The 13,704-nt window shown below is 43.9% G+C and carries 8 protein-coding genes and 2 tRNA genes; 8 read left to right on the forward strand and 2 right to left on the reverse strand.

Translation table 11 applies throughout. From position 1 onward, the window contains the following. Positions 1-241: 241 nt before the first annotated feature. From VM640_RS06270 to VM640_RS06280, 3 genes are read left to right on the forward strand one after another with little or no spacing between them, the layout of a single operon-like run. Entirely contained in the window at positions 242-2,641 is a 2,400-nt protein-coding gene (locus tag VM640_RS06270; RefSeq protein ID WP_325390570.1) for a cyclic nucleotide-binding domain-containing protein, read from the forward strand. A 34-nt stretch (positions 2,642-2,675) separates the two neighbouring features. Further along, entirely contained in the window at positions 2,676-3,641 is a 966-nt protein-coding gene (locus tag VM640_RS06275) for a ComEC/Rec2 family competence protein (RefSeq protein ID WP_325390571.1), read from the forward strand. Then, a complete protein-coding gene (locus tag VM640_RS06280) occupies positions 3,638-3,850 on the forward strand; it encodes a DUF3006 domain-containing protein (protein WP_325390572.1) in 213 nt (70 codons plus the stop codon). The genes VM640_RS06275 and VM640_RS06280 overlap by 4 nt, the downstream gene beginning before the upstream one ends. A gap of 598 nt (positions 3,851-4,448) precedes the next feature. On the opposite strand, the gene VM640_RS06285 is transcribed toward VM640_RS06280, so the two are convergent. Then, positions 4,449-5,162 (reverse strand): lysophospholipid acyltransferase family protein, encoded by a 714-nt coding sequence (locus VM640_RS06285; protein ID WP_325390573.1) that lies wholly within the window; start codon positions 5,160-5,162, stop codon positions 4,449-4,451. A gap of 224 nt (positions 5,163-5,386) precedes the next feature. On the opposite strand from VM640_RS06285, the gene gltX reads away from it, so the two are divergent. From gltX to ytvI, 5 genes are all read left to right on the forward strand, one after another. Beyond that, positions 5,387-6,877, forward strand: coding sequence for a glutamate--tRNA ligase (gene gltX / locus VM640_RS06290; protein WP_325390574.1), 1,491 nt, complete (start codon positions 5,387-5,389; stop codon positions 6,875-6,877). Positions 6,878-6,978: 101 nt separating this feature from the next. Next, a tRNA-Gln gene (locus VM640_RS06295) sits at positions 6,979-7,052 on the forward strand. Between the two features lies 1 nt (position 7,053). Further along, positions 7,054-7,129 (forward strand) — tRNA-Glu (locus tag VM640_RS06300). A 360-nt stretch (positions 7,130-7,489) separates the two neighbouring features. After that, positions 7,490-11,296 (forward strand): phosphoribosylformylglycinamidine synthase, encoded by a 3,807-nt coding sequence (locus tag VM640_RS06305; protein ID WP_325390575.1) that lies wholly within the window; start codon positions 7,490-7,492, stop codon positions 11,294-11,296. Between the two features lie 159 nt (positions 11,297-11,455). Next, positions 11,456-12,559 (forward strand): sporulation integral membrane protein YtvI, encoded by a 1,104-nt coding sequence (ytvI, locus tag VM640_RS06310; protein ID WP_325390576.1) that lies wholly within the window; start codon positions 11,456-11,458, stop codon positions 12,557-12,559. 350 nt (positions 12,560-12,909) lie between these two features. Here ytvI and VM640_RS06315 read toward each other — a convergent pair whose 3' ends face one another. After that, positions 12,910-13,677, reverse strand: coding sequence for a hypothetical protein (locus tag VM640_RS06315; protein WP_325390577.1), 768 nt, complete (start codon positions 13,675-13,677; stop codon positions 12,910-12,912). Between the last annotated feature and the right edge of the window lie 27 nt (positions 13,678-13,704).

A 13,704-nucleotide genomic window follows, 5' to 3' on the forward strand; every position in this document is an offset into this window, starting at 1 on the left:
AATTGGAAAATGACCTCTCCGAACTATTGATTTTACTGGGCTAAAGGGGTTCTGTTTTTGATTAGGGACTACAAAGATTTCTTGAAACCTGAAACCCGCTCCCAGCTTGCATTGGTAATTTATGTCGCCAAACTTGGGTTCTAAAAAAGACTTTCATAAGCAGCAAAAATAAGCTAAACTATAATAACAAAGAAAATTCTGACGATTATTTATTCTAGCTAAATTTGAAGAAGGTGATTTAATGAATAAGGAAAAAGTGCACTATCTCGCGAAAATCTCCTTCTTCTCCGCGTTAAGCCCCGAGGAAATAACTGAACTGGCCAGCGAATTCAGGTGGGAAGACTACTCTCAAGGAGAAACAATTATCGAGCAAGGGCAGCGAGCTTCGTCGTTCTATGTGCTTTGCGAAGGGAGCGTCGAAGTCCGCACAAACAAAGAGGAGTATACCTCCCCTCAAATAGATATCGCGGGTCCAGATACAGTGTTGGGCGAAATTTGCTTACTCACAGGCAAACCATTTCCTTACTCTGTACAGTGTCGGGAAAATAGTCGCGTTCTAAGTATAACGGCGGATGAATTTGCCCGAATCCTCCTGCGTAAACCGCAAATTTACCGAACCATTATTGGCGAATTGACTGAAAATCTCAATGAAACGACCCAGATGCTTTCTGAGAACAAATATAAGGAAGTTTTACGTTCGGCGATAAAGCGTACCCAATATCAAGACAAGTTTTATGGAATCTGGGGCAGCGTAAAAACAACGAAAGAAGTCGAACGCAAACTTGAAGAAATTAAACAACACCCAGGAAACTTGCTAGTTGAGGGAGAACGTGGAACTGGGCGACAAATGATGGCGTGGTACGCTCATCAAAATCTCTACGGAGAAGCTGCCCCTTTTGTTGTAGTGGATGGTCACCGCTTTGACCAACAATGGGGGACTTTAGAGGCTAGCGACGAAGATTTCTACCCTTCCGGTTTGCCCTATTATAAGCTTTTTGATGTTGCGGCTGGTGGAACCCTGTTCATTCAGGAAATCGATGATATATCACCTAAAATCCAGTTAGAACTAGCACACATAATTCAATCCCCAACAAACAACTGCTTAGTGATTGGAAGTTTACAAATCGAACCGCATAATACGGTTCAGAAGCTTCTTCCTGAACTTCATGCTTGTTTCAGCCATAAGTATTTGATTACACCACTGCGCGAACGAAAGAGAGATATTCCCATTCTTGCACAGGGAATTCTCGAAAAGCTAGCCCAGAAAAATCACCGCAAGACACCTATCCTCACCTCGGAAGCAACCCAGCTTTTACTTTCTCACCATTATCGACAAGGAAATGTCACCGAGCTAATTCAGGTTCTTGAACGTTCTTTTTTTCTCGCAGCAGAAAATACCATTGGCTTAGAGCAGATCTTTTTTGGCCCGACTTCTGAACAGGTCGGTCATAAAATCAACCTCTTACGCTGGCCCTTCGTTGATAGGTTATTAAAGAAAGGGAATTTCCTTCTTTGGATACGCAATCTCTCCGCTACCCTATTTCTCCTTGTCCTTGCTGGGCTAATCTTCTCTCCTCAAATATCCGTAATGATGAAAATATTCACCTTGATTTGGGGGTTATGGTGGCCTATACTGGCAATTATCTCACCCTTTTTGGGAAGAGTCTGGTGCACGATTTGCCCGTTCTCAACAATCATGGATTTTTTCCAAAATAAATTTCATCCTCAACGTCCTGTTCCTGCCATATTCATTAAATATGATTATTTGATTGTCAGCGCCTTATTTTTGGTGATCTTTTGGGTCGAGATCCTCACGGATATGCGATCTAATCCGCTTTATACGAGCGTCTTACTGATTATTATTCAGTTAGCTGCAATATTTATCAGTGTTCTTTATCCCCGTCATGCCTGGTGCCGTCATTTTTGTCCTCTTGGGGGCTTTATCGGCACCGCTTCCATCGGCTCCCTCATTGAGGTCAGATCTGATCCTGCAGTCTGCCTGAATAAATGTACAACCTTCGATTGCTATGTTGGTAAAGGGGACGTAAAAGGCTGCCCAATGTCGCAACATCTTCCGTATCTCGATAACAACTTGGATTGTAAGTTATGTTTTAACTGTGTTCGCAATTGTCCACATGGTTCTGTCCAAGTCAATTTACGGGTTCCGGCACGGGAAGTTTGGCACCTTAAACGTGTCAATCAAGGCTATACCGTATTCATTGGGGTATTGTTTACAATCCTTATACCGATAAGCTATTTTGAGCCACTTCAGAAGACGTGGCCTTCGACCCAGTGGAAACTTTCCTTTACGCTCGCTTACTTTCTCTTCGCCATTCTTGGGGGAGTGCTCGGTTGGTGGCTGGGTAAGCCCTTCAAAACAAAAGCTGCCTCTGACCGAATCAAGCTCGTATTTGCCTTAACGCCGCTCGTTATCGCCGGACATATCATTTATCAAGTGAACTTTATTCCCGGAATCCGATCTCTTAGGCTCGGGTTAGGCTATCAAACTTCTACTGGATTTCAATCTAGCTTTGTTTCGGCAACTTCTGTTGCTCAGGGAATAGCCGCTGGGATGGGGATAGCCCTAACCGCCCTGACAGTAATCATCGTTCTTTTAAAACGAAAGAAGAAAAAGACATAAATTATAAATTTGATTAATTAATACGGAGGTAAAAATGACGACGCGGTGCTCTAAACTTAAAAGAAACCTCGCCCGGGCTTTTGTTGTAGGCTTGCTGATCGTTAGTTCGATTGGACTCGTCGCAGGTTGCGGTTCTACCGTTAATTCCTTAGAAACAACTGCGACTGCACCTACCTCAGCACCTACTGCGACCCCAAAAGTCGCCTCAACACCGCTCCAAAATGGAGGTAGAAACCTCCGCGTATCCTATATTGATGTAGGCCAAGGGGATTCGATCCTGATCCAGATTCCCAATGGGAAAACTGTGTTGATAGATGCTGGAGAAAATAATCAAGGAGATAAAGTTGTCTCCTATCTTCAAAGCCAGGGCGTACAACGACTCGATGTCACGATTTGGACACATCCTCACGCTGATCACATCGGCGGGGCAGATACGGTTACAAATGCTTTTGAAATCGGTAAAGTTATCATGCCTAAAGAAACGTCCACTACCCAATCGTTTCGCAGTCTAATAAACGCTATTAGTCAAAAGGGTCTTAAAATTACGGAAGCTAAAGCAGGAGTAAAGCTGGATTTGGGTTCTGAAGTTGACGCCGAGTTACTCGCCCCGAACTCAACCCACTATGAGGAAGTAAATAATTATAGCGCAGTCCTCCGGTTAACTTATGGGCAAACTACATTTTTGTTCACAGGAGATGCGCAATCCGAATCAGAACAAGAAATGATTAAAGCAGGATATGACCTCAAGGCTGATGTCCTGAAAGTAGGTCATCATGGCTCTCGAACCTCAACCTCTGCTGAATTTTTGACTAAAGTTCAACCCAAGTATGCGGTCATTTCTGTGGGTAAAGATAATGATTATGGACATCCCACAGCAAATACGTTAACGAGACTCCAGAAAGCGGGTGTGAACGTTTATCGCACAGATGAATCTGGAACGGTTCTCGCCGAATCAGATGGTCAATCGATTACTTTTACAGGAGGGAGGAAAAGTCAATGAGAGGGATCATTGATCGATTTGAAGGAAATATAGTGGTAATTGAATTAGAAAACAGGGAAAAGTTAGATATCGAACGAAAGTTATTACCCCTTGAGGCACACGAAGGTGATGTTATTTATAAGGAAAACGGGATATATCGTATTGATCGGGAAGAGACGAAGAAAAACAAAGAAGAGATAGACAAATTGATGGAGAATTTATGGGAATAGCTTTATATTAATAGCAAAGAGTATTGACAAATTCGGAAAATAGATTTATTATAAACTCATAAAGAAATAGTAAAGTCATTGTTCATAAATTCTAGGTTTTAACTTTCTACCGATGAGGGCTGGTATGCAATCCGCGGCAAAGTTAGATGGAATCATGAATGTTGCCGAATGGATTAAGCCACCCTTAGGGATGGCTTTTGTTGTACCTATCGTTCATTTTCCTGCAGAGTTCCTCCGGCGTTAGTTTGTTTTAAAGCGTTTCCAAATTCCCGGTTCAAATTGACTTAGTTTAGAGTCCAGTAGTTTCTCAGTTAGTTTAGTTTTCCCATTTCGTCTATCCCCAGAAAATAGTTTCCAGTCATCTCAGTTGTCCATTCCCAAAATGTTTCGTTCAAGTTCTTCAACACCCACACAGCGTTACCCTTTTCAAGGGGGATCAACAAATCTTCAGAAAGGTGTTTAGTTAGAACGACATGTCCTGAACGAATGAAGTAGGTGAGTCTTGCTCATTACTCAATGGTTTAGTCTGGAGGAACTTTGCAGGATTATATACTTTATCAAATGACCTCTTCACGGTAGGTGAAGAGGTCATTCCTTTTTATAAACCTTGTTCAATAATTTCCCGGACTTTTTCCGGTAATCCCGAAGCTTGCTCCTTGCTTAGTCCAGTCGTAGGAAGAGGATCGTGAATCATAATTTCGACATGGGCGGGCTTAATAATAAAGCCGTTTTGTTCCATTATCTTATAGGAACCACGTATTGTAATTGGAACAATGGGAACACCAGCCTTTAACGCCAACTTCATGCTTCCAGGTTTGAATTCTCCAAGGGCCTCACCTTTGCTTCGAGTACCTTCCGGGAAAATGACCATCGTATACCCATCTCTAAGATAATTTGCAGCTTGGTTAATGACTTTAAGGGATTGACGGATATTCGAGCGGTCCATAAAAACGCAATTCATTTGAGTCATCCAAGTTCGAATCAGAGGTAACTTTAGTAACTCGATTTTTGCGATGAAAGCTTTGGGCTTATCGATATAACCCAAGAGAAGAGGGATATCGAAATTTCCCTGATGATTACTTACAAAGAGAACTGAGCTATCAGCGGGGATTTTCTCCTCCCCAGTGGTTGTTACAGTGACACCGGCAAATTTTACGAGAGAACGAGCCCATTTCTTTGCTACTTGATTTGTGAGTTGGTCATGTTCGGCAATTTTTCCGATCTTCGCTAAGTGCTTTACTCTCAGAAGCGACGGATAAATGGCGAGAAGATATATCCCAAAATAGATAAACCAAAGAATAGTGCGAAACATAATAATTCTCCTTACTGTTGTAATTTAGGCAATTAAGGATATTATATCGTAGGAGATACGATTATGCATAGAGCAAGTCCAATTTGATTTGCAATTAAAGAAGAGATTTGACGTTGTAAACCTCTTCTTTTGTGATATATAATAATATGTTGATAAATTTCATAATCAATAAATTATACGGCTAAAACCTAAAGCATCAAACTAAATATATAAGGAGAGTCATCATGGAACAGGTAAGAGTACGCTTTGCACCCAGCCCGACTGGCTATTTGCATATTGGTGGGGCTAGAACGGCTTTATTCAATTGGTTTTTTGCACGGCAAAACAAAGGTAAACTGGTTCTTCGGATTGAGGATACGGATACGGAAAGATTAAAAGAAGACTCAGTAGGCCAAATTCTCGATAGCTTAAAATGGTTAGGAATTGATTGGGATGAGGGCCCAGAAAAGGGAGGAGATTTTGGCCCGTATTATCAATCCCAGAGAAAGAATTTCTATACAGCAGCTGCTGAATCGCTAATCCAAAGCGGTAAGGCTTATTATTGTTTTTGTACCGCGGAAGAATTAGAAGTAGAGCGGGAGAAACAACGTCAAGAAGGGGTACCTTTTCACTATAATAGGAAATGTCGTGACCTTTCATCTGAGGAAGTTCAGAAACGATTTGAGCAGGGACTTAAACCGGTGATTCGGATAAAGTTACCGAATTCCGGTCATACTGTTGTCCAGGATATTATCCGCGGAGAGGTTCGTTTTAATTTTGACCAGTTTGATGATTTCATCATTATGAAATCTAATGGGTTACCGGCCTATAATTTTGCTTGTGTTGTTGATGACCATGCCATGAAGATTAGCCATGTTATCCGGGCTGAAGAACATCTATCCAATACTCCGAAACAACAATTCCTTTATCAAGCCTTGGGGTATGAGATTCCTAGGTTTGCCCACTTGTCGATGATTTTGGCCCCAGATCGCAGTAAACTTAGCAAACGTCACGGAGCGACTTCGGTGAGTGAATTTAAGGATATGGGCTGTCTTCCGGAAGCGATCATCAATTATTTAACCCTTTTAGGTTGGTCACCGACGGAAGAGCAAGATGAGATCATTACTCCTGAACAGACGATCCAGTCGTTTGAATTGAATAAAGTCTCAAAAACGGCAGCAATCTATGATATTCAAAAATTGGTTTGGCTTAATGGCCAGTACATCACGAAGGTTGACCTAGAGAAGCTAACCAATCAGGCGATCCCCTTTCTTCTTCAGGGGGGCATCCTAACTCCGCAAGAAGCAGAACAAAATCCAGACTATCTCGTACTCGTCATCAAAACCGTGCGTGAAAGAGTGCGGACCTTACAGGAGCTTGCTGAGGCTTGCCGTTATTTATATCAAGAGGTTACGGATTATGATGAGAAGGGTAAAACGAAATATTTTAGTCAAGACGGTGTAGCCGATCTACTAACTAAAGGCAAAGCGTGCCTCGCTGAGGTTGAGGATTTCACGGTTGAAAATACCGAGAAAGCCTATCGTGCTCTGATAGAAGAGTTGAACATTAAGGGCGGTATGATCATTCACCCCACTCGACTGGCCTTAACCGGACGTACCATGAGCCCTGGCTTATTCGATGTCATGGCTGTCTTGGGGAAAGAAAAATGTCTTATACGTCTTGAACAGGCGGTTAAATTCATTAATACTTCTAAAACTGAGAAAGAGGAAGCTTAATAGACATAACTAACTAATAATGTAATACTTAATATAAAAGTGATGATATTTGAGACTTGTGTTTTGTATTCCTTTTTAATATAATCAGCATGTTGCTTTTTTCCGGGATTGTGTAGTGGTAGCACGTGTGTTTCTGGATCACATAGCCTGGGTTCGAATCCTAGTCCCGGAGCCATGGCCCCATAGTCAAGAGGCCTAAGACGCTGCCCTCTCAAGGCGGAAACACGGGTCCGAATCCCGTTGGGGCTACCAAATCACCAACCAACTCTGTTCACTTCGTGTGGGCAGAGTTTTTTTATACTAACAGAAAGTATAAATTTTCGGCAGATAGCATAAGTGCAACCAGCGGTTTCGCTTTCCTACGATGCACGTAGTTAAGTCCGGCAGGATAAGGCAACTAGGGCTAGCACCTTCGCTAGGGCTTGGTGCTAGCCAAGTTTTCTTTATCGCTGAAGCTCGGCGAAAGCCGGGTTTTCTTTACTGTTTAGCTAAAAACAAAAGCTCTCTAGGGTAGTCGAAGAGGATATATCGTGGTATTATGATAAAAATAGAACGATTAGGGGAAAATATGGTCGAAAGTTCGGAAACAACACTACTGAAATGGAGGCAGACATGGAATTACAAGCCGTCAAAAGAATTTATGTTGAAAAAAGACCAGGATTTGATATTGAAGCTCGGGGGCTCTTGAACGATTTAAAAGAGAATCTAGGGATCAAAGGGCTAGCCGGCTTAAGAATCATCAACCGTTATGATATATCAGGGTTAACAGAGGAGGAATATCAGGCGTCTCGTCCGATTATTTTTGCCGAACCTCCACTGGATTGGGTCTATGACGAACAATTGGAGATTCCCTCTAAGGATCGAGTTTTCGCCATGGAATATCTACCCGGACAGTATGATCAACGGGCGGATTCTGCTGCCCAATGCGTCCAGATCCTGACCCAGAATGAACGGCCCAATATCGCTTCGGCGAAAGTGATTATACTGACCGGTCAAATCACTGCTGAAGATTTTGATAACATCAAGAACTACTGCATCAACCCTGTTGAATCACGGGAAGCTTCATTAGAAAAACCTGAGAGCCTAGAATTTGAACCGGACATCCCGCCTGATGTCGAATTATTGGAAGGCTTTAGCGCTAAAACCCCAGCTCAACTGAAAGCGTTTTTCGAGGGTGCAGGTTTGGCCATGAGTTATGAGGACTTGGCTTTTTGCCAGCGCTATTTTCGAGATACGGAGCAAAGAAACCCGACGATTACCGAAATCCGCGTGATTGACACCTACTGGTCGGATCACTGTCGGCATACCACATTTTTTACTCAGCTTGAGAACGTTACGATTGATGAAGGAGATTTTTCCGATCCGCTGAACACGGCTTACGGAGAATATCTCGCAACCCGGGAATATGTTTACGGTGAAAAGCTTCCTAACAAAGATGTCTGCCTGATGGACTTAGCTATTATGGGAGCAAAAGAACTGAAGAAAAAGGGTCTCTTACAAGACCTCGATGAATCCGATGAAATCAATGCCTGTAGCATTGTGGTGAATGTAGACATCGACGACCAGAATGAAGAGTGGCTGGTGATGTTTAAAAATGAGACCCATAATCATCCTACCGAAATCGAACCCTTTGGTGGGGCTGCGACCTGTCTGGGCGGAGCGATCCGCGATCCCTTGTCTGGTCGTACCTATGTTTACCAGGCGATGCGCGTAACTGGAAGTGCTGATCCGCGAGCCAAAATGGAGGATACTTTACCCGGCAAACTCCCACAAAGAAAGATAACCATGGGTGCAGCTGAGGGGTACAGTTCCTATGGAAACCAAATTGGACTAGCTACAGGTCAAGTGACTGAAGTATATGATGAAGATTTTGTGGCCAAACGAATGGAAATCGGGGCCGTGATTGCAGCAGCTCCTCGGGCTAATGTGGTTCGTAAAACGCCTGAGCCAGGAGATGTTATCGTACTCGTCGGTGGAAGAACAGGTCGGGATGGATGTGGCGGTGCTACTGGGTCTTCCAAGGAACACACGGCAGAGTCCCTCGTGACCTGTGGGGCGGAAGTCCAAAAAGGAAATGCTCCAACCGAACGAAAAATTCAACGGTTGTTCCGTAATAATAAGGTCAGTACGATGATCAAGCGTTGTAATGATTTCGGTGCCGGGGGTGTTTCCGTAGCGATCGGGGAATTAACCGAAGGCTTGGAGATCAACTTGGATGCGGTTCCGAAAAAGTACGAAGGGCTAGATGGAACGGAACTCGCGATTTCCGAATCTCAGGAGCGAATGGCCGTCGTTATTTCTGCCGAAGATTTTGAGGCGTTCGTTAAGTATGCCCAAAAGGAAAATCTGGAAGCCTCACTCGTCGCCAACGTCACGACTAACCCCCGCTTAAAAATGGTTTGGCGGGACCAGGCAATTGTCGATATTAGCCGCGAGTTTTTGAATACCAACGGAGTTAAACAACGGGCCAATGTCAAAGTTAATCTCCCCGATGCCAGTCAGAATTACTTTAAAAAATTGCCAGCAACGATCGAGCAAAGGTTAGCTGGAGTAAATAAGGCTACAGCTTTAACGGAGGCTTGGTTGGCCAATTTGCAGGATTTAAATGTCTGCAGTCAAAAAGGCTTGGTCGAGCGATTTGACTCGACGATCGGGTCGAATACGGTGCTGATGCCCTATGGTGGCAAATATCAAGCGACTCCGGCAGAAGGTATGGTTGCTAAACTGCCAGTTCAGTCTGGCGAAACCCATACGGCGACCGTAATGTCCTACGGCTATAATCCGCAATTGGCCAAATGGAGTCCCTTCCACGGGGCTCTCTATGCTGTAGTCGATGCCGTAACCAAGATCGTCGCGCTTGGCGGGGATTATCAGAAGGTTCGGCTGACCCTGCAGGAGTATTTTGAAAAGTTGGGCCAAGATCCTGAAAAATGGGGAAAACCTTTTAGTGCCTTACTGGGCGCCTATTATGCCCAGAAGAAACTGGAAATTCCGGCTATCGGCGGGAAAGACAGCATGTCGGGGACGTTTATGGACCGACATGTACCTCCGACACTCGTCGCTTTTGCTGTCGATGTGATGAAGATAGAGCAGGTTGTATCCCAGGAATTTAAAAAGGCGGGCAGCCAAGTGGTTCTCCTTCCAGCCGTTCGCGATGAAAATGAGCTTCCTGATTTTGAGCGTCTGAGTCAGAACTACACCAAAGTCAATGAGCTGATCCGTTCCGGAAAGGTTCTGGCTTCATATACTGTGCGGATGGGCGGGCTAGCCGTAGCTCTTAGCAAAATGTCTTTTGGCAACCGGATCGGTATGACGTTTAACGATCAGGTTGAGGTTAAGAACGTGTTCCGCCCAGACTACGGTTCGATCGTCCTGGAAATCGGGGAAGAGGTTAACCTGAAGGAAGTTTTCGGTGAGGTAATCTATCAATGGCTCGGCTCGACCCAGGAAAACCCGATGATCAGATTGAACGGCGTAGATATTCCGGTAGACGCTGCTTTTGAAGCGTGGGAAAAGCCCCTCAAGAAAATCTTCCCGACTGAAACGGAAAATGGGGTTGAGCCGCAAACAATTCGCTATGACCGACGCAACACGCATAAGTTATCCACAAAAGTCGCTCAACCGAGAATCCTGATCCCGGTTTTCCCGGGGACGAACTGTGAATATGATTCGGCGAAGGCCTTTGAGAAAGCGGGAGGAATCGTTGATACCCTCGTGATCAGAAACCTTTCAGCATCAGATGTAGAAGAATCCATTCACGAGATGGTGAGGATGATTGAGCAAGCTCAAATTGTCATGCTGCCGGGTGGCTTTAGCGCCGGGGACGAACCGGACGGTTCGGGGAAATTCATCGCCACGATGTTTAGAAATCCACGAATTAAGGAAGCAGTGATGAAACTCCTGAATCAGAGAGACGGTTTGATGCTGGGCATTTGCAATGGCTTCCAAGCCTTGATTAAACTCGGCCTTGTTCCGTACGGAGAAATTGTGGACTTAACCGAGAACTCGCCAACGCTGACCTATAATAAAATCGGACGACACGTTTCCTGTATGGTTCAAACCAAAATTGTGTCTGCTTTATCTCCTTGGTTTAGCGGGGTAGAACTCGGCGATATTCATACGATTGCCGTTTCCCACGGGGAGGGACGCTTTGTCGCTAATCCAGACGTGATTCAGAAGCTGATAGCTAATGGGCAAGTCGCGACTCAATATGTGGATCTTAACGGCAACCCCAGTAATGATGTCCTTTATACCCCCAATGGATCTTATGAAGCTATTGAAAGTATTACAAGCCCGGATGGCCGGATCCTCGGAAAGATGGGTCATAGCGAAAGAGCAGGAGCAGGAGTAGCCATCAATATTTCCGGCAATAAATATCAGCCCCTTTTTGAAGGCGGCGTCAATTACTTTAGAGGGTAGGGTAGATGTATAATAAGAACATCTCTAATTGCTCAAAAAGGGGGATAATGGATGTTAATTGTTACTACCGAAAATGTCATAATGTCAAAGGTTATAAAGTGATAGATGTTAAACATGTTGAATATTATGGGGTAGAATTACTTTCGTGAGGTGAAAGCGTTGAGCAGCCAGAAACATCTTCTATGGACAAGTGTAAACAGGCTTACGGTGGTAACAACTGTACTTGTCTTGTTGAAAGTCTTTACATACTTTTTTCAAGACTTTTTGACTGTTTTCGGTGAAGTGATTTCCAGAACGTTTAGTGTCTTTCTACCGTTTTTTATTGCGCTTATTCTCGCCGCTTTGTTAGAACCACTCGTTGTGCGCTTGATGCGAGTCATACGCATTCGTCGGCCGTATGCAGCAGTAATTACTCTTCTTCTAGCAATTGCCGTATTGAGCCTTTTTGTTTTTTTGTTTGTTGCCCGTCTTTATACTGAATTATCAGATTTAGCAATCACATTGCCTAATTATAGCTATCTCATGGATTTCGTTTCACGACAAGTGGATATTGTGGAAAAGTTTGTCAAGGTAAACCCTCAAATCCAAAGCGCTTTAACTACATCGACGGAAACTTTGGCAAGAACGCTTCAAGAATGGGCTAAATCGGGGAGTGCGTTTTTACTTGGTTTTCTGACAGCATTACCCCGTATATTTATTGTGATGATCGTCTCCCTTGTTGCGACATTAATGATGAGCTCAAGTTTTCCCAATGTAAAACAGTTTATGGCTAACCTGTTTCCACGCCGTTGGCACGTCAGTGCTCAGACTGTTAGTAAGGACCTGGGAGCGGCCGGCGTGGGATATTTACGTGCTCTAGCCATTTTAATGTCAGTGACAGCATTCACAACCATCGTCGGTTTGCTTCTTATTGGCAATCGGTATGCTGTTACACTCGGTGTGCTTGCAGGCTTATTGGATGCAGTGCCAATTGTGGGCACGGGCATTTTATTTGGACCTTGGATTGTCGGCTTATTTTTAATGGGATTATTCGGAGAGGGGTTCAAGGTGATATCAATGTGGGTCATTACCCTTGTGATTCGCCAGTTTCTTGAACCTAAGATCATGTCCAAAGGGCTTGGGTTACAACCGCTACCTACGCTCATCTCGATGTATATAGGGATGCAGTTGTTGGGAATAGGAGGTATTCTGATGGGACCTGCAATTGTCATCAGTTATGAAGCCTTACGCAAAGTTGGAGTTTTTGGGCCTCCTAAAAGTTAAACGATTTGTTTTTATAAACCCAATTTTGAACTAAATTCGAGGAACTGTCGCGATGAAGTTGAAATTGCCCTCGGCACTGCCGAGGGCAATTTCAAAGATTATTTATACTAACAGAAAGTATAAATTTCCGGCAGATAGCATAAGCGCAACTAAGGCTTCCGCCTACGCCAGAGGCTTGGCGCAAGCCAAGTTTTCTTTATACTAACAGAAAGTATAAGTTTTGGGCAGATAGCATAAGTGCAACTAAGGCTTCCGCCTACGCCAGAGGCTTGGCGCAAGCCAAGTTTTCTTTATACTAACAGAAAGTATAAATTTCCGGCAGATAGCATAAGTGCAACTAAGGCTTCCGCCTACGCCAGAGGCTTGGCGCAAGCCAAGTTTTCTTTATCGGAGTCAGTTCGAGTCACCATATGTTCAATCATTTGGGGAAGTTTGCTCGCAATCTGAGTTGCCTGATCGGCAGTTATTGTTTTATCTTTTACTGCCTGGTCTAAATTCGCTTTCATGATCAATTGCACCTTGGAAACCAAGTCAGTCTTATTAATCTTTTTATCCTGAGCAACCTGCGCCAGAGATTTACCGCTTTTTAGTTGTTCTTTTAGTTGGGTAGCATCGATGCCAAGCAAAGCAGGGATTTGCTGCCGAACATTTTTAAATACACTTTCTTTTTTACCATCCTTTCGTTCATGCCCAGTCCAAGTTTTATTCATTGCACTGGCAGCTCTTTCAGCAGTCTTCGTTTTCATCGTAGCCGCTTTGTCTGCAGTCAACTTTCCGTTCGCCACAGCCTTGTCAATTTTGTCATTAAATAACGCTTGAAGCTTTTGCGTCAAGGTGTTAGCATCCATTCCTTTGGTGGCTGCAATTTGAGCTAGAGTTTTACCGGATTTTAGTTCCTGACTGAACACGTTAGCATCCATACCCAAAATTCCAGCCAGATCCGCTCCGCGTTCTTGGTGCGTTTCAACCTTTTCCTTAGTCGCAACATTCTCAGTAACGGCATTACCTTGATTATTTAGAGATGCATTAACGCTTGGAACCGCATACGCAACCCCAGCGCTTAGTGTAAGCGCCAAGATTCCTGTTCCCCCTAATAGAGCTATTTTTTTGAGTCGCATGGTGTTGTACCTCCTAAAAGTTATTTT

The organism is Desulfitobacterium sp. (assembly GCF_035539115.1).
GTDB lineage: Bacteria > Bacillota > Desulfitobacteriia > Desulfitobacteriales > Desulfitobacteriaceae > Desulfitobacterium_A.